Origin of the sequence: Halomonas sp. AOP22-C1-8 (assembly GCF_052378905.1) — a bacterium.
Taxonomy (GTDB): Bacteria; Pseudomonadota; Gammaproteobacteria; order Pseudomonadales; family Halomonadaceae; genus Vreelandella; species Vreelandella citrativorans.
Genome location: NZ_JBQSYD010000011.1, coordinates 1 through 21,519, shown reverse-complemented (window position 1 = coordinate 21,519; position 21,519 = coordinate 1). Strand labels below are relative to the sequence as shown.

General features: G+C 52.8%; 20 protein-coding genes. 12 read left to right on the top strand and 8 right to left on the bottom strand.

From position 1 onward, the window contains the following. The first annotated feature begins 7 nt into the window (after nt 1–7). On the top strand, nt 8–1,405 hold the full coding sequence (locus ACT3TY_RS07885; protein WP_444627840.1) for a bifunctional DedA family/phosphatase PAP2 family protein: 1,398 nt from the start codon (nt 8–10) through the stop codon (nt 1,403–1,405). Between the two features lie 5 nt (nt 1,406–1,410). Here the strand turns inward: ACT3TY_RS07885 and ACT3TY_RS07880 are convergent, their stop codons facing one another. The 3 genes from ACT3TY_RS07880 to mpl are packed head-to-tail and all read right to left on the bottom strand — an operon-like array spanning nt 1,411 to nt 4,063. Further along, a complete protein-coding gene (locus ACT3TY_RS07880; RefSeq protein WP_172118359.1) occupies nt 1,411–2,031 on the bottom strand; it encodes a LysE family translocator in 621 nt (206 codons plus the stop codon). Beyond that, the gene (locus tag ACT3TY_RS07875; protein WP_441679820.1) at nt 2,028–2,681 is read right to left on the bottom strand and encodes a flavin prenyltransferase UbiX; all 654 of its coding nucleotides are present in this window, start codon (nt 2,679–2,681) and stop codon (nt 2,028–2,030) included. The genes ACT3TY_RS07880 and ACT3TY_RS07875 overlap by 4 nt, the downstream gene beginning before the upstream one ends. Beyond that, the gene (mpl, locus tag ACT3TY_RS07870; protein WP_441679822.1) at nt 2,678–4,063 is read right to left on the bottom strand and encodes a UDP-N-acetylmuramate:L-alanyl-gamma-D-glutamyl-meso-diaminopimelate ligase; all 1,386 of its coding nucleotides are present in this window, start codon (nt 4,061–4,063) and stop codon (nt 2,678–2,680) included. The genes ACT3TY_RS07875 and mpl overlap by 4 nt, the downstream gene beginning before the upstream one ends. 290 nt (nt 4,064–4,353) lie before the next feature. On the opposite strand from mpl, the gene ACT3TY_RS07865 reads away from it, so the two are divergent. Beyond that, the gene (locus ACT3TY_RS07865) at nt 4,354–4,743 is read left to right on the top strand and encodes a glutaredoxin family protein (protein ID WP_441679824.1); all 390 of its coding nucleotides are present in this window, start codon (nt 4,354–4,356) and stop codon (nt 4,741–4,743) included. 11 nt (nt 4,744–4,754) lie between these two features. On the opposite strand, the gene ACT3TY_RS07860 is transcribed toward ACT3TY_RS07865, so the two are convergent. Continuing rightward, nucleotides 4,755–5,255, bottom strand: coding sequence for a hypothetical protein (locus ACT3TY_RS07860; RefSeq protein ID WP_444627839.1), 501 nt, complete (start codon nt 5,253–5,255; stop codon nt 4,755–4,757). A 290-nt stretch (nt 5,256–5,545) separates the two neighbouring features. Here ACT3TY_RS07860 and ACT3TY_RS07855 point away from each other — a divergent pair, with 290 nt between their 5' ends. The 7 genes from ACT3TY_RS07855 (at nt 5,546) to pepQ (ending at nt 13,664) form a co-directional block, all read left to right on the top strand. After that, nucleotides 5,546–7,117, top strand: coding sequence for an ABC transporter substrate-binding protein (locus tag ACT3TY_RS07855; RefSeq protein WP_441679828.1), 1,572 nt, complete (start codon nt 5,546–5,548; stop codon nt 7,115–7,117). 182 nt (nt 7,118–7,299) lie between these two features. Further along, nucleotides 7,300–8,349 carry an ABC transporter permease gene (locus tag ACT3TY_RS07850; protein ID WP_087107568.1) on the top strand — a complete coding sequence of 350 codons (1,050 nt, stop codon included), beginning with the start codon at nt 7,300–7,302 and terminating at the stop codon, nt 8,347–8,349. Further along, on the top strand, nt 8,346–9,302 hold the full coding sequence (locus ACT3TY_RS07845) for an ABC transporter permease (protein ID WP_176372180.1): 957 nt from the start codon (nt 8,346–8,348) through the stop codon (nt 9,300–9,302). Before ACT3TY_RS07850 ends, ACT3TY_RS07845 begins: the two co-directional genes overlap by 4 nt. A 7-nt stretch (nt 9,303–9,309) precedes the next feature. Further along, nucleotides 9,310–10,326, top strand: coding sequence for an ABC transporter ATP-binding protein (locus ACT3TY_RS07840; protein ID WP_172118205.1), 1,017 nt, complete (start codon nt 9,310–9,312; stop codon nt 10,324–10,326). Nucleotides 10,327–10,343: 17 nt separating this feature from the next. Continuing rightward, the gene (locus ACT3TY_RS07835; protein WP_444627864.1) at nt 10,344–11,390 is read left to right on the top strand and encodes an ABC transporter ATP-binding protein; all 1,047 of its coding nucleotides are present in this window, start codon (nt 10,344–10,346) and stop codon (nt 11,388–11,390) included. Nucleotides 11,391–11,439: 49 nt separating this feature from the next. Then, the gene (locus ACT3TY_RS07830; RefSeq protein ID WP_444627838.1) at nt 11,440–12,351 is read left to right on the top strand and encodes a LysR family transcriptional regulator; all 912 of its coding nucleotides are present in this window, start codon (nt 11,440–11,442) and stop codon (nt 12,349–12,351) included. Between the two features lie 14 nt (nt 12,352–12,365). Next, nucleotides 12,366–13,664, top strand: coding sequence for a Xaa-Pro dipeptidase (gene pepQ / locus ACT3TY_RS07825; RefSeq protein ID WP_444627837.1), 1,299 nt, complete (start codon nt 12,366–12,368; stop codon nt 13,662–13,664). 89 nt (nt 13,665–13,753) lie between these two features. On the opposite strand, the gene ACT3TY_RS07820 is transcribed toward pepQ, so the two are convergent. Then, nucleotides 13,754–14,359, bottom strand: coding sequence for an OmpW/AlkL family protein (locus ACT3TY_RS07820; RefSeq protein WP_444627836.1), 606 nt, complete (start codon nt 14,357–14,359; stop codon nt 13,754–13,756). 708 nt (nt 14,360–15,067) lie between these two features. Here ACT3TY_RS07820 and ACT3TY_RS07815 point away from each other — a divergent pair. Both ACT3TY_RS07815 and ACT3TY_RS07810 read left to right on the top strand, forming a co-directional pair. Further along, nucleotides 15,068–15,922 carry an AAA family ATPase gene (locus ACT3TY_RS07815; RefSeq protein WP_444627835.1) on the top strand — a complete coding sequence of 285 codons (855 nt, stop codon included), beginning with the start codon at nt 15,068–15,070 and terminating at the stop codon, nt 15,920–15,922. Between the two features lie 3 nt (nt 15,923–15,925). After that, on the top strand, nt 15,926–17,107 hold the full coding sequence (locus tag ACT3TY_RS07810) for a vWA domain-containing protein (protein WP_444627834.1): 1,182 nt from the start codon (nt 15,926–15,928) through the stop codon (nt 17,105–17,107). A gap of 28 nt (nt 17,108–17,135) precedes the next feature. On the opposite strand, the gene ACT3TY_RS07805 is transcribed toward ACT3TY_RS07810, so the two are convergent. The 3 genes from ACT3TY_RS07805 to ACT3TY_RS07795 form a co-directional block, all read right to left on the bottom strand. Further along, the gene (locus ACT3TY_RS07805; RefSeq protein ID WP_193053150.1) at nt 17,136–17,696 is read right to left on the bottom strand and encodes a hypothetical protein; all 561 of its coding nucleotides are present in this window, start codon (nt 17,694–17,696) and stop codon (nt 17,136–17,138) included. Nucleotides 17,697–17,855: 159 nt separating this feature from the next. After that, on the bottom strand, nt 17,856–19,307 hold the full coding sequence (locus tag ACT3TY_RS07800) for a cobyric acid synthase (RefSeq protein ID WP_444627833.1): 1,452 nt from the start codon (nt 19,305–19,307) through the stop codon (nt 17,856–17,858). 151 nt (nt 19,308–19,458) lie between these two features. Then, nucleotides 19,459–20,820, bottom strand: coding sequence for a cytochrome P450 (locus ACT3TY_RS07795; RefSeq protein WP_444627832.1), 1,362 nt, complete (start codon nt 20,818–20,820; stop codon nt 19,459–19,461). Nucleotides 20,821–21,165: 345 nt separating this feature from the next. Here ACT3TY_RS07795 and ACT3TY_RS07790 point away from each other — a divergent pair. Beyond that, on the top strand, nt 21,166–21,519 hold a 354-nt coding region (locus ACT3TY_RS07790), incomplete at its 3' end, for a glutaminase (protein WP_444627831.1).

Below are 21,519 nucleotides of genomic sequence, written 5' to 3'. Positions count from 1 at the left end.
GTCCCTCGTGTCTTTAGTCGAAACCTTTCAACAGCTCTCGCTCTCGCCTTTCATGCTTCTTCTGCTGATGCTGCTCATTTCGCTTGCAGAATCGTTAGCATTAGTGGGCCTGTTGGTACCCGGCGTGGTGCTGATTACGGCAGTGGCCTCCCTCGCGGGGCATGAGTCTATCGGGATAGTGTGGTTAGTAATGGCCGCCTTTTTAGGCGCGGTGATCGGCGACGGCATTAGTTTCAGGCTTGGTTATCGCCACCATGCACAAATCACTCAACGCTGGCCACTTTCCCTACATCCAGAATGGCTAGGCAGAGGCTCTCGCTTTTTTGATCGTTACGGCCTTTACTCGGTCTTTATTGGCCGATTTGTTGGCCCGGTAAGACCCGTCATTCCGCTTATAGCGGGCATGATGCGGATGCCACCCCGTAATTTTTTATGGGCAAATATCACATCTGCCGCACTGTGGGCACCTGCCTATGTACTGCCAGGCTATTTGCTCGGACGAACATGGCAAGAACACCTTAATTTACCCCCGGGCATCGAAACAGCGTTGCTCATAATAGCCGCCAGCGTGGTGGTACTCGCGGTAGTGTTTTCCTGGGGGCGAGCACAGGTAGGCCGTCATGGGCGTCTCTACCTTGCCACCGCCCGTCTGGCACGTCGTATTCCGTTTATGCGCCGACCCTGGCTTGTCATGAGCCAATCTGGCGAAGTCCCTCTCGCTTCGCTGCTGCTATTTATTATTGCCTTAACCTGCCTTTCGGGTTGGACACTGCTGGTTGTGCATCACAATGGTCCATTGACGCTCGACCTCTATATCCAACGGCTCTTTAGCTGGCTTCAAAGCGACACCCTTATCGCTATTGGTGCCGTATTTGCCAAGATTGGCGACAAGCTGGGCATTGCCGTCCTGTTGCTGCCGTGGGCACTATGGATGATCTTTTATAGAAGATGGGATGCCTTGCTGCATTGGGGAGCGGCGGTGGGAGGCGTAGCGCTTCTTAACACGCTTGGTAAAGCCATTTTCGGGCGTGCTCGACCTGACACCCCCGATTACCTGACCGGCTCGCTCTCTTATCCGAGTGCCCATACGTCAACCTCGGTTGTCATATTGGGCCTGGCCGCCGCGTTTATTGCCTCAGAGCTACCTCTCCAAAAACGTATCTGGATCTATTGGGTGGCGATTGCTTTGGCGGTGCCAATGGCACTGTCACGGCTCGTTATTGGCGTGCACTGGTTTAGTGACCTGGTCGGCGGCGCTCTGCTTGGGCTGATGATCTGTGCACTGGTTCGTCTAAGCTGGCAGCGCTATCCTCGAAAGCCATTAACGCCCTGCCCTTGGCTGCTATTGGGGTCGGCCTCGCTGGTATTAATCAGCCTTCGCGTGGTTTTCTTTCCACCAGTGTAGGCGGCCTAGCCTAGCGCCAGCCATAATCCAACGCCCATCATTAACGTGCCGGCAATGCGGTTAAGTAAACGAACATTGCCGCTTTTTCCCAGCGTTTTACGCAGCGTTTTACCGCCGACGGCATACACCAACAAGCTGGCAAACTCGATCAACAAAATAACCACAATCAGCAGAACCAGCTGGCTACCCAGCGGGCGGCTGCTATCCAAAAAGGGGGGCAGCAGTACCATAAAAAATGCCCACCCCTTCGGATTAGCCACAGCGGTGACAAACCCTTGCATGGCAAGTGTTAGCCGCCCGGCGGCAGGCCCCGCATTTAGTTCACTGGGTATCGCCATACGCCCACGAGAGCGCCACATCATAATGCCCAAATAGGCCAAATAAGCGCCGCCCACCCACTTGAACACCGTGAAGAGTTCAGGCTGACGGAGCATTAAGGCGGCTACCCCGGCGCCTGCTGCTGCGGCTACCAAGCCTACGCCAACCAGCTCTCCCATCATCATCCACAGCGTACGTTTTACGCCTTGGGTCATGCCCAGCACCATGGCAAGCGTCATGCACATACCCGGCGTGAGTGACACAAATAAAAACGTGGGTACAAATATAGAGAGCGTGGCCCAGTTCATTGCTTATCCTTAGACATGTTATCGGCTTCATCCTCGCCCCAGCGAGGCATCAAGGTATGCTGAATGCCCAACTGATTAAGAATGCGTGCCACAATAAAATCAATGAGATCATCAATGGATTGCGGGCGGTGATAAAATCCGGGGGCGGCAGGTAAAATGACAACCCCCATGCGGCTTAGCCCCAGCATATGTTCCAAATGGATAGGCGAAAATGGACTCTCTCGGGGCACTAGCACTAACGTTCGGCGCTCTTTAATCGCGACATCGGCCGCCCGTTCAATCAGGTTGTTACTTGCCCCAGTGGCAATAGCCGAGAGCGTTCCCGTCGAGCATGGGCACACCACCATAGCCGAGGCCGCTCCAGACCCGGAGGCAACAGGCGCCATCCAGTCCTCTCGCCCAAAGCAGCGGATTTGGCCAGGCGCGGCGCCGCTACGCTCTCTCAATGCAGCAGCCAGCCGTTCTGGCTGAGCAGGCAGGCTAATCTCGGTTTCCGTGGCAATCACCATGTGTGACGCTTTGGAGATCATGACCCACACTTCATGGCCTGCCTCTACCAATACGTCTATCAGCCGCAGGCCATACTGCGCCCCAGAAGCGCCCGTTAATGCCACGGTGATCGGCTTTTTGAACAGGGAATCTGTACTCACGCGTTCAATTCCTTGGCCGTTAAGGCATTTAGTAGACGTTCATGTACGCCCTCAAAGCCACCGTTGGACATCACCACAATCCGATCCAGCGGTTCGGCATGGCGAACAACCGCCTCTACCAGTGTTTCAATCTGCTGATAAAGATGAGCTTTAGCACCTTGCTCAGCTACCAGCGCCTCCATCGACCAATCAATACCGGCAGGTTGATACCAATACACCTGGTCCGCATCAGCGATGCTGTCGTTGAGTCGATCGCGTAGCGCACCTAACCGCATGGTGTTGGAGCGTGGTTCAATGACCGCCAGCAAGCGCCCTTTGGTCGTTGTGGCACGCAAGCCTTGCAAGGTCGCCGCAATCGCCGTGGGGTGATGGGCAAAGTCGTCAATGACTTGAACGCCCCCCACTTCTCCACGCACTTCCTGGCGTCGGCGTGGCGTTTCGAAACGCGCTAGTGCTGCGCACGCCCGGGCTAAATCAACTCCGCACTCGTGGGCAGCCGCCAACGCTGCCAAGGCATTTCGCGCGTTGTGAACGCCGCTTAACAACCACTCGACGACGCTATCCTCTTCGCCCCGGTCTGTGCGGTGAATCACCTGAAAACGGCTGGCATCAGGGCGCTCAAGGCAGAGCTGCCACGCACTTTGGGACTGCTCACCAAAGTGCTTAATGGGTGTCCAGGCTCCCATCGCTATGACGCGCTCTAGCGCTGGCTGTTCATCGGCTACTAGCAGGCGCCCTTGGCTGGGTACGGTGCGCACAAGGTGATGGAACTGGCGTTCAATAGCAGCTAAATCCGGAAAGATATCCGCATGATCAAACTCAAGATTATTGAGCACAGCAATATCGGGGCGATAGTGTACAAATTTGGAGCGTTTATCAAAAAAGGCCGTATCGTACTCATCTGCTTCAACAATAAAAGGCCCCTGAGGATCACCCAGCCGAGCGGAAACACCAAAGTTACGCGGCACACCGCCAATTAAAAAGCCCGGTACTTGGCCCGCGCTCTCCAATAGCCAGGCCAGTAAACTGGCGGTGGTGGTTTTACCATGGGTACCGGCGATAGCAATTACTCGCCGCCCTGGTAACACATGCTCAGCAAGCCATTGCGCTCCTGAGGTATACGGCAAACCGCTATTAAGGAGCGCCTCTACTTCCGGGTTCCCGCGTGACAGCGCATTCCCCACTACCACCAAGTCAATCGAAGCACCAAGGTGCTCTGCTCGATAACCTTCCATTAACGTAATGCCTGCTTCAGCAAGCTGAGTGCTCATCGGAGGATAGACGTTTGCATCTGACCCGCTAACCTGATGGCCCTGCTCGCGCGCGAGCAGCGCAAGACTACCCATAAAGGTGCCGCAGATACCGATAATATGGAGATGCATGGTTTCTGTCCCTGAACAACGTAATAAACACAGCTTAAAATAGCTGAAAAGACTAGCATGCTCGGCTTGTTTACTCACCCAGAAGCAAGGGTTTAAGCACACCTGGGGGTTAGAAAATGCCCCAATATACGTATAGCGAGCGTAGCCAAGTGACAAATGCGTTCGATTATTGCAGGATGCGCGCACGCTTGTTTAAAGCCCACCTGTTGGCGCGTAGCATCGCTGTTTACAATGACGTACTTTTTCTAAGAACGCTGACCCATGCCCCAGGGTTAGCGATGGAGTTTATTATGCGTGTATTAATTCGCTATTTTTTCCGTGGTGTTCGTTTGGTGCTGGCACCGGTCATGCTTATCAGTGAAAAACTCTCAACGCCTAACGCGATTGAGCGTGCCCCCGCCGATCAAGCGCGCGTCGACCAGGCTTGCCAACGTCTGGCCCTTTATCAATTCCGTACCTGCCCTTTCTGCATTAAGGTGCGTAAAGAAATTGCCCGCTTAGGACTAACCATTGAGCTGCGCGATGTTCAGCATGACCCCGCACATAAGCAGGACCTCCTTGAAGGCGGCGGCAAAACCAAAGTGCCTTGCTTAAAGATTCACCACGAAGATGGTCGCAAAGAGTGGCTGTATGAGTCTGATGATATTAATGCATGGCTGCATCAGCAATTTGGAGCTTAAAACTGTGCTTGTTAGAACCGTGCTCGATAGGCATTAACGTCAAACTGCACATCGATGTCGATTCCCTCAGCCCGGCTGGGCGCGTCGTCCAGTGCAGTTTGCAACGCCAATACGCCTTCGACACGCCCAGCAATATGAATGTGGCTGCCTTGCTGCTCAAGCTGCGTCAACGTGACGGTAATACTGCCTCCTTCAGAGGTGTAAAGCGGCGGTACGGTGGTGCTACCGATCAGTTGTACCACTTGGGCATCGATAAGCTGGTTGTCTTCAACCGCCAGGCTAATAGACAACCCTTCGTAGGCGTCCCTTTGATCAGGCTCGACAAACCCTGTGATAGTGATTTGGCGTTGATCGCCAACCTCTACAAAAGAAGCATTGGAGTCACGGCCCTGGCTCAGCACAAACCACTCCCGCGGCTCGCCGTCCAGCATGCCTTCAATAGTGTCAGACTGTGCGGTTAATGGAAGCCAACCGATTAACACCAGAATGATCCATTGATTCCATTTCATCATTTTCAGCCTGCCTTCCAGCGGGTCACTAATGGCTTTCGTGGGCTGATACCAAACGCCCGTTTATTTTTCATCTACGACTTTAGACTAGCTTGCACTCCACTATTCACTGCTACAAGCCCATTCATTCAATAGTTGAATAGGGTCTATCATTATTTCGATTGTATGACGCATTCAACACTCTCTATGTTAATAGGATAGCTTACAAGCTGACCGTGTCTGCTTTGCTGTCTCGCCAATAGCGTTTAGACGGTAATGTGAACAATAAAATTATCAATAAGACGGGAACGATTATGGCGCTCAAAAAAAAGATACTGGCCACTATTATCGGTGCAACTGTTGCGGGTAGCGCAGTGCTCCCTTTGACAGCAAACGCTGAAACGTTGCGCATTGGCTACTCCGCCGATCCGGAAACGCTTGATATTCACGAACAACTTTCCGGCGGTATGCTGCGTTTCTCCCACTTGGCGTTTGATCCTCTCGTCCGCTGGACCAAGGACTTTCAGTTTGAGCCCCGCTTGGCAACTGAATGGGTACAAACAGACGATACGCATATGCGCATGACGCTTCGTGAAGGCGTCAAGTTTCATTCGGGTAACGAGCTGACGGCTGAAGACGTGGTATGGACGATTGAGCGCTTAAAAGAGAGCCCTGACTACCGCGCCATTTTTGAGCCCATTGCTACCGCCGAAGCGGTTGATGACTACACGGTGGAAATCACGACGACGACCCCCTATCCGCTGTTGCTCAACCTGGCGACCTACATTTTTCCCATGGATAGCCAGTTCTATACTGGTGAAACCGAAAATGGCGTCGATAAAGCGGAGATCGTAAAAGCAGGCAACTCGTTTGCTTCACGCAATGTTTCCGGTACCGGCCCCTTCGTTCTTACTGACCGTCGCCAAGGCGTACGTGTCGATTTTGAACGCTTTGAAGATTATTGGGATACTGAAAGCGAAGGCAATGTCTCAAGCATTGTACTCACGCCGATTGCGGAAAACGCCGCGCGCGTAGCAGCCTTGCTCTCAGGCGGCGTCGATTTTATTGACGCTGTGCCGCCGAATGATCTGGAGCGCGTTCGTGAAGCAAGTGACGTTGAGCTTTTCGAAGTACCGGGCACGCGTATTATCGGCTTCCAGCTTAACGAAGAACAAGTTGAAGCCTTCAAAGACGTGCGCGTTCGTCAAGCCGTTGACCTTGCCATCAACCAGGAAGGCATCGCTGATCGCTTAATGCGTGGCTTTGCGACGCCTGCTGGGCAGTTTTCACCGGAAGGCTACTCCGGTCACAACCCGGATCTGGTACCACGCTATGACCTGACCCGCGCTCAAGAGCTAATGGCGGAAGCGGGTTATGAAGACGGCTTTAGCGTTGACATGATTGCGCCCAACAATCGCTACGTCAACGACGCACAAATTGCCCAAGCGGTAGCGAACATGCTATCGCGTATCAATATCAACGTTAACCTGCGCACCATGCCGCTTGCCCAGTACTGGCCAGAGTATGATACCCGTCAATCGGATATCGCCATGCTTGGCTGGCATTCGGATACTGAAGATACTGCCAACTTCTTCCAGTACCTCACCTTCTGTATTGATGAAGAGAGCGGTGCGGGCCAATACAACTATGGCAATTACTGCAATGAAGAGATCGACGCGCTTGTCACTGAAGCCGACAGCGTAACCGATCTTGAGCGACGCAATGAAATGCTGCGTGAAGCAGAAGCCATGCTGTATGAAGATGTTGGTTTTATCACGCTGCATTGGCAGAACCTTGCGTATGCCGCTGCCGAAGGCGTTGAGATTGAACCCGTCGTTAACGCCATCGACTTCCCCTATCTGGGCGATCTCGTGATTAATCGTTAAGTTTGATTAACGGCTTGTAAATTGCCTGCACGGATGCTTCGCTCTCCAGCCAACTGGAGAGCGAAGCGCTTGTTGTGTCGAAACCGCGTCAAAAACTGTTGCGTCAAAACCCATTGCAAAATGTTTAACGGCACTTACCCCGACTTCCTTTGCTAAACACTATTACATAGGTGGCGTACGCCATGATTGCCTTTTTAATCAAGCGGCTGATGCACGCGGTATTGGTGATGTTCATCATCAGCGTGCTGGCCTTCGCCATCCAGGATAACCTGGGTGATCCGGTACAGCAGATGGTCGGACAATCGGTCCCCGAAAGTGAACGAGAAGCCCTACGCGAGCGCTTGGGCCTTAATGATTCATTCATGGTGCAGTATGTACGCTTTGCCAAAAACGCCGTGCAAGGCGACTTTGGTAACTCCTACTTCTACCGCGAACCGGCGCTCAGCGTTATTGCACGCCACCTGCCAGCAACGCTTGAGCTCGTCTTTGCAGCCACCTTAATTATCGTGGTGTTTTCGGCACCTATCGGGGTATACAGCGCTATCAAACCGCGCTCGATTATCTCCCGTTTTTTTATGGGGGCGTCGATTATCGGTATTTCGATCCCGGTATTCTTAACCGCGATTGTATTAATTCAAATTTTTTCTATCGGCATTACCGTCTCTATTTTTCCCGAGGGAACCGCGTGGGGGGCCTGGTTAAACAGTGCATTATCTACCCAAGGCAATATGCCCTCGTTTGGGCGCGGTTATGACCTGGTGCACGTGTTTGGCTATTGGGATACCAACCTGGCCTCCTGGAGCGGCCTGCAACACCTGGTGCTACCTGCCATTTCACTCGCCTCTATCATGCTGCCGCTGTTTATTCGCTTGATCCGCGCTGAAATGATGGAAGTACTGCAGTCTGAATACGTTAAGTATGCCCGAGCCAAGGGTATTTCAATGCGCCGCGTCTATTTTGTCCATGCGCTTAAAAACACCATGCTACCGGTGATCACCGTAGGCGGTGTTCAAATTGGTACGATGGTGGCATACACCATTCTGACCGAAACCGTGTTCCAGTGGCCGGGCATGGGCCTTATGTTTTTGGACGCGATCAATCGGGCTGATATCCCGCTAATCGTGGCCTATCTAATGATTGTCGGTGTCATTTTCGTGGTGACCAACACCATCGTGGATTTGATTTACGGCTTTGTGAACCCCACCGTAAAACTGACGGGTAAACCCGCATGACGATGACAACAAAGAGCGTGCCCAAGAGCAAATCGCCCAGCCATTTTCAACGCTTTCGCGACTCCTATTTATGGTACAGCTTCAAGAGTGACCGCACGGCACAGCTCTGCCTGGCGGTATTTATCTGCCTGGTAGTGGCTGCCTTTGCCGCGCCTCTTATTGCGCCTACCGATCCGTACGATTTGCGTCAGATCGATATTATGGCCTCCGAATTGCCACCGTTCTGGGTCGACGGAGCTGACGAACGCTACTCACTGGGCACCGATGCCCAGGGCCGAGACCTTTGGTCAATTATTTTGTACGGTACGCGGGTATCGCTTTTAATCGGCTTTGGTGCGGTGATCTTACAGGCACTTTTGGGTGTGACGTTTGGCCTAATGGCGGGCTATTTGGGCGGCCGCGTGGATGCCTTTTTTATGCGCTTGGCGGATATTCAGCTGTCGTTCTCCACCTTGATGGTGGCTATCGTGGTCGGCGCTGTCGTGAAGGCCACCATGGGTAGCTCTTTTTATAGTCAATACGCAGTACTGATGCTGGTACTGATTATTGGCTTGGCCGAGTGGCCACAATACGCCCGCACCGTGCGCGCTTCCGTACTTGCCGAAAAAAACAAGGAGTATGTAGACGCTGCCCGGGTGATGGGATTGCGCAGCAAACGGATTATGTTCCGCCATGTGTTGCCCAATACGTTATCGCCTATTTTCGTTATTTCTACCGTGCAAATTGCCAACGCCATTATTTCTGAAGCGGCGCTGTCGTTTTTGGGCCTGGGGATGCCCGAGACCCACCCATCGCTTGGTTCGTTAATCAAGGCAGGTTTTGACTACATTCAGTCAGGCTCCTGGTGGATCACGCTAATTCCCGGTGCGGTACTGGTAGTGCTGGTGCTGTCTATCAATCTATTGGGCGACTGGCTGCGCGATGTCATGAACCCACGACTCTATAAAGGCTGAGGGCACCATGGCATTACTTGAAGTTTCCCAACTGGATGTACGGTTTGGCCTGCGCCAAGGCGAAGTACGTGCACTGCGTGACGTTAGCTTTACGCTAGAGCGCGGTGAACGTTTAGGCATTGTAGGCGAGTCTGGTGCTGGCAAATCGGTTGCGGCGTTTTCGCTGCTTAACCTGATTGCCAAGCCCGGATTTATTGCCGGTGGCAGTATTACGTTTGAAGGACAAACGCTGAATACCATGTCGGAGCGCGGGCTGCGTAAAATACGTGGCAACCGAATCTCAATGATCTTCCAGGACCCAATGATGACGCTGAACCCAGTGTTATCAATTGGCGCTCAAATGGTGGAGTGTCTAAAAGCTCACCGACGGATTTCCTCTAAAGAGGCCCGCGCCATTGCACTGGATAAATTACGCCAGGTGCAAATTCCCTCACCGGAAAAGCGTCTGGAACAATACCCTCATGAACTTTCCGGCGGCATGCGACAGCGCATTATTATTGCCATTGCGTTGCTGCTTGACCCGGACATCATTATTGCCGATGAGCCGACAACGGCACTGGATGTCACCATTCAGGCAGAAATCATGGCGCTATTGCTGGATCTCTGCGAACAGCACAATGTCGGGCTTATTTTGATTACTCACGACCTTGGCGTCGTGAGTCAGGTCACTCAACGCATGCTGGTCATGTATGCTGGCCGCGTGATTGAGCAAGGACCCACGCGTGAGATCATTAATGACCCGCAGCATCCCTACACCCAAGGGCTGATTAATGCCCTGCCCCAGATGGCAACACCCGGTGAAAGACTGAATCAGATCCGTGGCAGTATGCCTTCGCTTTCCAATCTCCCCAGCGGCTGCGCCTTTCACCCGCGCTGCGACTTTATTAAGCGCGCCGATGGGCAAACCCGCCCCGCTTGTATTGAGCAAGTGCCCGGATTTGTACAAGCGGGCAACTGCCAGGTAGCTTGCCATATGGTGGCTGAACTGCTGGAAGATCGTCGTTTAAAGGAGGAAAGCCAATGAGTACGCAGGCAAGTGCGATGGCAGAGCATCACATCCCCGCTGAAAACGTCGAAGAAGCCCAGACACTTCTGCAAATCTGCGATCTCAAAAAGCGGTTCTCGCTGTCAGGCGACTTTCTTGACCAGTTGCGATTTAAAGGCGGCAAGCTCGTTCGTCACCAGGAGCACGTACACGCTATTAATGGCGTAAACCTGGAGATAATGCGTGGCGAGGCACTCTGCGTCGTCGGCGAATCCGGCTGCGGCAAATCTACCGTCGCCCGTACGGTCATGGGGCTGATCACCCCGTCTGAAGGCGAGATTCACTATGATGGTCAGCGCATTGACCATTTAAGCTCGCGCCAATTGCTGCCATATCGCAAGCGCATGCAGATGATTTTCCAGAACCCTTACGCATCGCTTAATCCGCGGATGACCATCCAGCAAACACTGGAAGAGCCACTGCGCTTGCACCACCCTACATGGAACCGCCAGCAGATCGCCGATAAGGTCGAAGAAGTAATGGGCTCGGTGGGCATTGACCCAGACTGGGGTAAGCGATTTGGTCATGAATTCTCCGGCGGCCAGCGTCAACGTATTGCCATTGCGCGAGCGCTGGCAGTGGACCCTGAGTTTATTGTTGCTGATGAGCCCATTTCAGCGCTGGATGTCTCTATTCAGGCACAGGTGCTGAACCTGTTGATGGAAGCCCAGCACGCGCGCAATTTGACCTACCTGTTTATCACCCATGACCTTGCGGTAGTGGAGCATTTTGGTACGCGGGTTGCCGTGATGTATCTGGGCACCGTATGCGAAATAGCCACGACCTCGACCCTGTTCGCCAAGCCCCGCCACCCTTACACCCAAGCACTCCTTTCATCTATTCCGCGCCTTGAAGATGACCGGCCGCAGCATATTCGCCTTAAAGGTGAGGTGCCAACGCCGGTTAACTTACCGAGCGGCTGTGTTTTTCATGGTCGCTGCCCGTATGCCAATGCGCGCTGCATTCAAGAAATCCCGCAATTAAAAATGCAGGATGACGGCACGCGTGTAGCCTGCCACGCTGTTGAGGAAGGCCGCCTATGAAGCGTAGGCATTTACTGGCCAGTCACGCCATCTCACTGCGAGGTAAAGCATGGAAATTCGCTGGCTAGAAGACTTTATTGCCCTGGCCAGGACTCGGCACTTTTCACGTGCCGCCGATGATCAAAACGTAACCCAGCCGACCTTCTCTAGACGGATTAAACTGTTGGAAGAAGAGATGGGCATTACGCTCATTAATCGCCAAACGCTACCGCTTTCGTTAACCCCCGCCGGTGAGGAGTTCCTCACCTTATGCGAACAGGTAACGGAGCGCGTTCGTTTAACGCGTGACCGATTGCGCGAGATTAATGCCGGTCAACAGCGGCGCATTATGGTAGCCGCCCCGCAAAGCCTACTGGGGAATTTCCTGCCTGAATGGCTAGCATCTACCGGCTGGCAGGACCATGTACAGCCCTACCTGCGCGCTACCGGGTGGATTGCTCACGACTATTTTCAAGCGTTAATGCGCGCAGAGTGCGACCTGGCTATCTGTTACTGGCCTGTCGGGCGATGCGACCTGGATATCGATACAAGCGCTTGTACCTATCGAGTGATCGGCCATGAGCGGCTAATTCCCGTGACAGGCCTTGCCCCTCAAGGCGAGCCTTGTACCGTTTTGCCAGGCACACGCCAGCAGCCCTCGCCTTGGCTTGCCTACCCCAAGCGAGGCCTGCTGGGCTCTGCAATAAAGGCACACCTGGCCAGATTACCTCAAAGCACCCACCTGGTGGCACAAAGTGAAAACCTGTACGCGGCAGGTATAAAAGAGCTGGTACTGCTGGGATATGGCATGAGCTGGCTGCCAGAGCGCAACGTTTCACATGAGCTCGCCCAAGGCACCCTCGTCAGAGCAGGCGATAGCCGCTGGGATGTGCCCATGGAGCTGCGCTTATACCGCCATCAGCATCAGCACCATGCAGAACTAGACAAACTCTGGAGCGAACTCGCCCCGTCACGTAGTTAACAGGATAGACTTTCATGTCAACAACGCTTTTTAACCTGCAGCTTGATCATATCGTTCATTTACAACATGCCTATGAGCAGGTGTTAGCAAAGTACGGTTTTGACAGTCTGGTGATTTATAGCGGCCACGCCAGCCATCATTTTGCTGACGATCATGCCGCCTCTTTCCAAACCTATGGCCATTTTATGCACTGGGTAGGCCTTGCGGACATTCAGCACAGCTGGCTAGTCATTGAGCCTGGTAAAAAACCGCAGTTTTATCTGCATGCGCCCGCTGATTTTTGGCATCAGCCTACTCAGCTACCCGATGAGCCTTGGCTATCCGTCATTGATGTACATCAGTGTGCCCACGCACGCGCGCCTCATTTAGAGGGCCGCAGCGTCGTCATCGGCGATATAGCAAGCACGGCGCCCGATATTCAGCAGGCGCTGAACGCTGAAACAGCCCCTGATGAGGTTGTGCGAGCGCTTGATGAACTTCGCATGTTCAAAACACCTTACGAAGTTGCCTGTCTACGAGAAGCCAATCACCTTGCAATAGCAGGTCACAAGGCCGCCCAAGCCGCCTTTATTGGCGCTTCAGGGGAGCTCGATATTCAACTGGCCTACCTAGCGGCTAGCCGACAGCGCGAATCTAACGTTCCCTACCAGAATATTATTGGTTTGAATGGACATGCAGGCGTCCTGCACTACCAACATTACGATATAACACCACCCAGCCAGCGCTACAGCTTGTTAGTAGATGCCGGGCGACGCTTTAGAGGTTACTGCGCAGATATCACCCGCACCCACGCAGGGCCTGATGCCCCCGCGATTTTTGAAGAACTGGTAACGGCACTACATCATCTAAAAGATGACATTATTAGTCGCATCGAACCGGATACCTCTTTTGTTGAGTTACACCAGCAAATGCACCAAGCCCTGGGAAGCATCCTCGTTGCCCATGACGTATTTAAAGGCACCGTCGAGCAAGCGGTAAGCGAAGGGGTCACTCGCGCCTTCTGCCCACACGGTTTAGGTCACTCCCTGGGGCTTCAAGTGCATGACGTAGCCGGTTTACGCCACCCTGATGGCTCAGCGGCCCCTGCCCCCAGCGAACATCCCGCCCTGCGCTTAACGCGCATTTTGAAACCCGGCATGGTGGTAACCGTTGAGCCAGGACTCTACTTTATTCCAATGCTCCTAAACCCGTTACGCGACACATCGCTTCCAATTAACTGGACGCTGGTGGATCAGTTAATGTCCTGTGGTGGTATTCGTATCGAGGATAACGTAGTGGTCACTGAAAGCGGTTACGATAATCTGACCCCATAAGGCCCGTAGCAGAACCTGTGGTTAAGCCGCAACAAAAACACCCGGCGCAAGGCCGGGTGTTAGATGATATTTTAAAGCTGGCTTATGCCTTAGAAACGGAACGTCACGCCACCGCCGACGGTGACCGGATCCATATCGACTTTACCGATATGCTCGCCATCACGTTTGATCTCGCCATCCACATCCGCATAGCTTACGTAGCCATTCAGTAACACGTTCTGGGTGACTGCTAAATCCACACCGGCTTGGCCGATAGCGCCATAGCTTCTGCGTACGTCAATATTGTCAGGACCACCCGAGAAGCGTGTGTAGTTAAGACCTGCACCAACGTACGGCTGAACACGTGAATCCAGCCCACCCATGGGGTAGTAATTTACCAATAGATTTACGGGTAAGCGGTCAATGCTTCCCAGGTCTTGTGATGCCGCATTGAGCTGATGTTCAAACTTTTCAGAACTATTAAGCTCAACACCCACTTTATCAGTAAATAGATAACCAGCGCCGAACGTAAAGCCTGTCTCGCTTTGAACGTTCAGTGACTCTCCATTGATATTACCGTTGCCTGATCCTGTATCGGTTTGAGCGACGCCACCACGAACAAATGCATCGCCAGCGTTGTACGCTAAGGCAGCCTGGCTTGCCAGTGCTAAGCCAGCAGTTACCACAGCGGCTGAAATTAATTTCATATTGCTCATTAGGTTCACCCTCTATGCATTTTAGCTTGGGATTGGTGCCGACCAACCGGCTTACCTATACAATATATACCAATCGAACAGTGTTTCCAAATTTCTTGTGACATTCTTGTTATATGTTGAAAATGTTAGGGTTTGTACGAAAAGTCGCTGAGCGAAGGCCAGACAAGGCAAAAATCAGCGAAAAAACGGAGTTTACATGAGTAAATGAGTATTTTGAGCTGATTTTTAACGCCGTATGGTCGAGCGCAAGCAGTTTTCGTACAAAGCCTAGCTCTTTTTCTTCAAATATAAAAAAAGCCCCCCGAAGGGGACCCAAGTGGAGCACGCCAGCTCACACGGTGTATCGCAAAACGGTCATTACCGTGGCGATATAGCAAAGAAGGAAGAGCATTCAATGTGGCTCGTGACGCTGTTCATTTGCTTCTTACTTAAGATATAGCGAACTACGTGCCATCATTCTAAAAATCATTAAAATACAAAAACATATAAAAAAAACACTCGTACTCAGCTCGCCTACCTCAATATCCCATGCGAAGAAAGTGCACCAATCCTGTCCGTGCTTACGTAGTTTTGCCCCATAAAGGTACCGTGCGTACCCATTGGGTCTTGGTGCTTCTATTTAACGCCATCGGAATTGGCTGTTGGCCCCGACACCTACCCTCACGTACACTTGTTTGAATACGTTTTCGACCCGTCGAGGCACTCTTCATGGCGTTTAACTCTACTTCTTCCTACATTGCCACTGATGCACTAAAGCAAGCGGTTAACGCGGCGATTGTTCTTGAACGGCCGTTGCTGATTAAGGGCGAGCCTGGCACCGGTAAAACCCTGCTCGCGGAAGAGCTGGCCGAGTCACTGGGCACTCAGCTAATTACCTGGCATATTAAATCCAGTACCAAGGCCGCCCAAGGGCTTTATGAGTACGATGCGGTTAGCCGGCTGCGCGATTCTCAGCTAGGTGTCGAAGGCGTGGAGAACGTAGCCAACTACATAAAGCCCGGCAAACTGTGGGAAGCCTTTACGGCCGATGAACGTGTCGTGCTTTTGATCGACGAGATAGACAAGGCCGATATCGAGTTTCCGAACGACTTGCTCCAGGAACTGGATCGCATGGAGTTCCACGTTTACGAGACCGGTGAAACGATCCGAGCCGATCAACGCCCCATTATTATCATCACGTCCAATAATGAAAAAGAGCTACCCAATGCATTTCTGCGCCGCTGCTTTTTTCATTACATTGAATTTCCCGACCGAGCCACTCAGCAGGCGATAGTGGATGTGCACTTTCCGGATATTGCACCGCGGCTGGTCGGCGAAGCGCTGAACGTATTTTTCGAACTACGTGATGCGCCCGGCCTTAAGAAGAAACCTTCAACCTCTGAACTGGTTGATTGGCTTAAGCTGCTAATGGCGGATGAAATTGCCCAGGAAGCGCTCTACAACCGCGACCCAGCCAAGGCACTGCCGCCCATGGCCGGCGCACTGGTTAAAAACGAGCAGGATACCCAGCTGCTTGAACGCCTGGCATTTATGTTACGCCGTCAGAAAGGCACAGGTCGTTAAGCCATGTTTATTGGTCTGTTCGAAACCTTAAAGCGTGCGGGCGTGCCTGTGTCGCTGCGTGAGTTATTGGACCTGCACGCGGTGGTTGAACGTGGCGTCGTGTTTGCCGATATGGAAGCATTTTACCAAGTCGCTCGCACGGTAATGGTTAAAGACGAACGCCACTTTGACCGCTTTGATCGTGCGTTTGCTGCCTGGTTTAAAGGCCTTGAAGACATGGATGCCGCCATTGAGGCGTTGATTCCCGATGACTGGCTGCGCCGGGAATTTGAAAAGCAGCTGTCGGATGAAGAGAAAGCCAACATTGAATCGCTAGGCGGTCTGGAAGCGCTGATCGACACCTTTAAAAAACGCCTAGAGGAGCAAAAAGAGCGCCATGCAGGCGGTAACAAGTGGATTGGCACAGGCGGCACCAGCCCATTTGGCGCCTATGGCTATAACCCTGAAGGCATTCGTATCGGCCAGGAAGGCTCACGCCATCGCCGCGCAACAAAGGTCTGGGATGAACGGCGCTTTCGCGACTATGACGATTCGCTGGAGCTGGGTACCCGCAATATCAAAATGGCGCTGCGCCGATTACGCAAGTTCGCCCGCCAAGGTGCTTTGGAAGAGTTCGATGTCGACAGTACCATTCGTGAAACAGCGCGCGATGGGGGCTTACTAAACGTTCAGATGCGCCCTGAGCGCCACAACGCTGTTAAGGTGCTGCTGTTTCTGGATGTAGGCGGCTCCATGGATGATCACATTCGCGTTTGTGAGGAGCTGTTTTCGGCTGCCCGCTCCGAATTCAAGCATCTTGAACACTACTACTTTCATAACTGTTTATACGAAGGGGTCTGGCGACATAATTCAAGACGCGGCAGCGAGCGCATCCCCACCATGGACGTGCTCCACACTTACGGCGCGGATTATCAGGTAGTCATCGTAGGCGATGCGGCCATGTCACCTTATGAGATTACTCACCGAGGTGGCAGCGTCGAGCATTTTAATGAAGAGCCCGGCGGCGCATGGCTGAAACGCGTCTGCGAGACCTTTCCCCACTTGGCATGGCTTAACCCTATGCCACCTCGCGCTTGGGAGTACACGTATTCCACGCAGTTGATTCGTGACATTATTGAGGACCGCATGTACCCCATGACACTGGAAGGGCTGGAAAGCGCCATGCGCGAGCTGGCCAAAAAGTAGCCTCGGCCAGCTCACAGAATAAGCATGCTCAGAGCGTTGCGGGAAACTGGTTCAAGCCGTTTAGAAAGTCCTGTTTGGCGCTTTCAAATGCTTTTGGGTCGTGCTTAAAGCGTCGTAAAATGAGCGCCTCATCCAACACAACGGTCGCGGCCAGTTCGCCTGCATTACTGGCCGGATGGCGGCCGCTTAAGCCAATGCGTTTGCTGTCAGCGCCATCAAACCAGCGCTTGATACCGCTCGCCTGATAAACCGCCTCCTGCTCCGCATTATCCACCTCAACGCGCAGCGGCGCTTTAAGCGCCAATTCGCTGATGAGCCGCTGCTTGGCGCCTTGCTCAAACTCGCAGGCGTGAGTAATCGTCATGCCTTCGCCCGCCTCATCCAATACCAACAGCGCCAGCGACAACGGCTTACCAGCACCATCAACACCCGCCACCAAACGGGCTATTTCCTGCGTAAACAGCACCTTGCGCGTACCGGCAAACACCACCAGCGGGGTTAATCCTGCCTGCTGACCATAAACGCTAGCGCACAGTTGCGCTAAACAGGCATCTCGCTGCCCCGCTTCTTTAATCTGAACTACCTTCATGACGCTCTCTTTTACGCTGTTGCGACCAGTATCAGCTACGTTAACGCCGCAAGGTTAGAGGATACCGACGCGGCATACCAGCCAGAATTTATCCTTATGACAGCATCAGCAAAGACACAACTGCAAGGCAAACGACCAGCGCCGCTTGCTATCAGACCATTAAGCTTGCTGGATAAGCTTAATAATTGCCTCTATTTCCAAATGCGCCTCCAGCGAATCCGCTAAACGCTCTAGCTCTTTTTCGCGATGGGCCAGGTAATCCACTTGGCCTACTTCGGTCAGCCCAAAGCGCTTCAAGAGCGCTTGGCACGCATCAGGATGGTCAAACAAGCCGTGCAGATAGGTACCCATTATTTGTCCATCGTCACTAACAGCCCCTTCGTGACGGTTTTCCAAATCAAATAGCGGGTTCGCCAGCGCCGCGCCCTCGCTAACCCCATTATGGATCTCATAACCGGTGACACTGGCCCCTTCAGGCAGCAGCTGACCCACAACGTTACGCAACTGCTTGTCCGAGACCATCTGCGTGGTAAGCGGCAATAACCCAAGTCCCGCAACGCGCGCTGGTGGACCTTCAAGGCCCTCTGCGTCTTCTACCCATTCGCCCAACATTTGAAAACCGCCGCAAATACCCAGTAGTTTGCCGCCATAGCGCAGGTGGCGTTTAATAGCCGCCTCCCATCCTTGGCGCTTTAGCCACGCCAGATCGTGGGCAGTACTCTTGCTCCCCGGCAATATGATGACATCCGCCGCGGGAATCGGTTGGTCCGGTCCAATAAAATGCAACGCCACGTGAGGGTGAAGGCGCAGCGGATCAAAGTCGGTATGGTTACTGATACGTGGAAGCGCCGGCACAACAATAGTTAATGGCGCTACCTGCGCTGTTTTTTGGGTGAGGCCTACGCTATCTTCTGCATCCAATAATAATCCAGGCAAATAGGGCAAGGTGCCGTAAACGGGCTTATCCGTTCGCTTGGTAAGCCACTCAAGCCCTGGGTTCAGCAGGCCAATATCACCGCGAAAACGATTAATAATAAATCCCCTGGTACGCGCCTGCTCGCTTTTACTGAGCAACTCAAGCGTGCCTACCAACTGGGCAAATACGCCCCCTCGATCAATATCGCCGACCAGTAATACGGGGCAATCTACCGCCTCCGCAAACCCCATATTCGCGATATCGCCCTTTCGCAGATTAATTTCGGCAGGGCTGCCCGCCCCTTCGGCAATAATGACATCATAACGGCGCTGCAATGCATGCCAGGCGGCCATCACACTTTCCTGGGCAGTCTGCTTAAAGGCGTGGTAATCCAGCGCCCCCATATGGCCGTACACCTTGCCGCGCAAAATCACCTGGGCACCGCGGTCCGATTCCGGCTTAAGCAGCACAGGGTTCATATCGCTATGAGGTACCACGCCAGCGGCCTGTGCTTGTAGAGCGGTAGAGCGGCCGATTTCTCCGCCATCTTCAGTTACGGCACTGTTCAATGCCATGTTTTGAGGCTTGAAAGGAGCCACACGAAAGCCTCGACGTTTAAGCACTCGGCATAGCCCGGCGACCACGGTGCTCTTACCTGCATCTGACGTGGTGCCTTGAATCATTAAGGTGGCCATGCGACATGCTCCATACGTTCAGTTAGCCCAGCAAAGGCCGAACTGTAGCGAGCACTCTACAAGGATGCAACGCACATCAAGGGCAAAGAAGACCACCCTTGCAGCGGCGCTCCAGCAGGCTTAGCGATTCAAACAAGCGCTTTACGCGCCCTCAGCCCTCCTGGCGTGATAAAGCATCTGATTGTTTAACCTGAAAACAGAGATGGAAGTTGCTTAATAACGCCGGTATGGGCTCATCTCCTGTGAGCCTGTCGGGCGGGTTTAACGTAAACGTGTGGTTGTTCATCAGCGCGGCCAGTACCGCACTGGTCACCAGCAGGACGATATTTCTTCCAGGGCAAATACCCGGCCCTCCGCTAAAAGGCAGCAGTGGACAGTGCTTAAGTTGCTCAGGGTTTAGCCAAATATCGGGCGCAAAGCGGTTGGCGATGTCCAATGTGCGGTCATCACGGTGAAAATAGGGCGCATGGATAAGCAGCGTGGTATTGGTAGGCATTTCGCCTTGCGACCAGCACGTTCGCTCTGTTGTTTCGCGTAGAATAAGGGGCGTTGTTGGCCACAACCGCAAGGCTTCCAGCACACAGGCTTGTAAAAAGGGGTTGTCTGGCGGTGGGGAGAGGTTAATTTCACGCTGAGCCCGTTCAGCCTGAGCCGGATGGGCGCATAGCAGCGCCAACGCTCGAAACGTCGCCATACCGGCAGGCTCAAACGCGAATAGCCACTGAGGCATCTGGTCCACAGGTTTTGCCTGGCTCCCGGTGGCGTAATGGGACACCTTCGCCGCTAGGCTATTGGTTTCAGCCTGCTCGACATAGTGCGCTAAACGGTTATGAAATTTTTGCCGTAACCGCTTGCGCTTGGGACGCATGAACCCCCAATTAGCAGCCTTACGCAGTTGAATAAGCTCCTGGGTGAGCGGGTAATCATCCCGAGCAGCATCCCCCAGCACCACGCGACGCACGACACGGTTCCAGGCATCAAAAAACAAGGGCCAGTCCAGCTTATTATTATGATGATAAACGGCCTTTAAGAGTGCGTTTACCTCCTGCTCAGCCACTTGGGTAAAGTGATCAGAAAAACGGTGCATCGGACAACCGCTTTCTAAAACGTCTTCATTTAACCGCCGCCGCTCTTCGCGGGCCTTACCCTTTGAGATCAACGCTACATCCGGTTCAAAATGGGCAAGTGCGCTCTTTTTTGCTGATTCAGCCGTGGCGAAGGGTTCAGGCGTCTCCTCTATTACCCGGGTTGCATCATCCGGGTCTAATATCAATGCCATGGGTTTGAACGGTGTTTTAAAAAGTAGCGGGCCCTTTCCATATTTATTATTAAACGCCTGTACTTGTTTAATGGAGCGCTTGTCCAGTGCCCATCGCTCAGCAACGTGCATAACGCCTGGGCGGCGAATAATGACGCCCTTGGCAATATTGGGCGCCATGACCTTAAACAAGAACGATACTGTTTCGCTAAACGATGCGGTGGGCAGTGAATCGGTGATGGTTTCCTTTGCCATTAGCGCTCTCCTTTTAAATCGCCCATGAGAGCCAAGTCTAGATGCCCCTTAACACACCGCAAGCGAAATGCTTTAAATCTTTAGCCTTTCAAACCTTTGTTAAAACAAAATAAATTTATGAGTGATAATTAAAGAAATCGGCAAATGCTTTTACCATCGTAAAACTAAAAAAGTGGAATCTTTATCGGTTTTTTGCTTATTTCACTATTTCGTACAATAAAAAAGAATAACCATCTAGCTGCTCAAGGCTCTTCACTGGCCTACTAGCGATAGGCTTCTGACAGACATTGCCGCCGTTTTCGGGTATTTTGGCAGCCCTCTTTTACCCAAAATTAACGGCTATAAATGCAAGATTTACTCAATGAGATCGCAAGGGCAATGGCCGCCGAAACCGAGCGTGGTAAGGTGGCCGACTATATCCCTGAGCTTGCTCATGCGGACCCCCAAAAATTTGCCATTTCACTTGCTACAGTGGAAGGCGCACGCTACTCAGCCGGTTGTGCCACCACTCCTTTCTCGATTCAGAGTATTTCGAAAGTGTTTACGCTGACGATTGCGTTGGGAAAAATGGGCGATGCGCTTTGGTCCAATGTAGGCCGTGAGCCATCGGGTGACCCGTTTAACTCTATCGTTCAACTTGAACACGAAGGGGGCAAACCGCGGAATCCCTTTATTAATGCCGGAGCGATAGCAGTCGTT

Coding starts and splice junctions, on each gene's coding strand:
- ACT3TY_RS07815 (WP_444627835.1), top strand. CDS start 15,068: ATGGCGTTTAACTCTACTTCTTCCTACATTGCCACTGATGCACTAAAG.
- ACT3TY_RS07860 (WP_444627839.1), bottom strand. CDS start 5,255: ATGATGAAATGGAATCAATGGATCATTCTGGTGTTAATCGGTTGGCTT.
- ACT3TY_RS07830 (WP_444627838.1), top strand. CDS start 11,440: ATGGAAATTCGCTGGCTAGAAGACTTTATTGCCCTGGCCAGGACTCGG.
- ACT3TY_RS07800 (WP_444627833.1), bottom strand. CDS start 19,307: ATGGCCACCTTAATGATTCAAGGCACCACGTCAGATGCAGGTAAGAGC.
- ACT3TY_RS07795 (WP_444627832.1), bottom strand. CDS start 20,820: ATGGCAAAGGAAACCATCACCGATTCACTGCCCACCGCATCGTTTAGC.
- ACT3TY_RS07845 (WP_176372180.1), top strand. CDS start 8,346: ATGACGATGACAACAAAGAGCGTGCCCAAGAGCAAATCGCCCAGCCAT.
- pepQ (WP_444627837.1), top strand. CDS start 12,366: ATGTCAACAACGCTTTTTAACCTGCAGCTTGATCATATCGTTCATTTA.
- ACT3TY_RS07880 (WP_172118359.1), bottom strand. CDS start 2,031: ATGAACTGGGCCACGCTCTCTATATTTGTACCCACGTTTTTATTTGTG.
- ACT3TY_RS07820 (WP_444627836.1), bottom strand. CDS start 14,359: ATGAGCAATATGAAATTAATTTCAGCCGCTGTGGTAACTGCTGGCTTA.
- mpl (WP_441679822.1), bottom strand. CDS start 4,063: ATGCATCTCCATATTATCGGTATCTGCGGCACCTTTATGGGTAGTCTT.
- ACT3TY_RS07865 (WP_441679824.1), top strand. CDS start 4,354: ATGCGTGTATTAATTCGCTATTTTTTCCGTGGTGTTCGTTTGGTGCTG.
- ACT3TY_RS07855 (WP_441679828.1), top strand. CDS start 5,546: ATGGCGCTCAAAAAAAAGATACTGGCCACTATTATCGGTGCAACTGTT.
- ACT3TY_RS07835 (WP_444627864.1), top strand. CDS start 10,344: ATGGCAGAGCATCACATCCCCGCTGAAAACGTCGAAGAAGCCCAGACA.
- ACT3TY_RS07805 (WP_193053150.1), bottom strand. CDS start 17,696: ATGAAGGTAGTTCAGATTAAAGAAGCGGGGCAGCGAGATGCCTGTTTA.
- ACT3TY_RS07840 (WP_172118205.1), top strand. CDS start 9,310: ATGGCATTACTTGAAGTTTCCCAACTGGATGTACGGTTTGGCCTGCGC.
- ACT3TY_RS07850 (WP_087107568.1), top strand. CDS start 7,300: ATGATTGCCTTTTTAATCAAGCGGCTGATGCACGCGGTATTGGTGATG.
- ACT3TY_RS07810 (WP_444627834.1), top strand. CDS start 15,926: ATGTTTATTGGTCTGTTCGAAACCTTAAAGCGTGCGGGCGTGCCTGTG.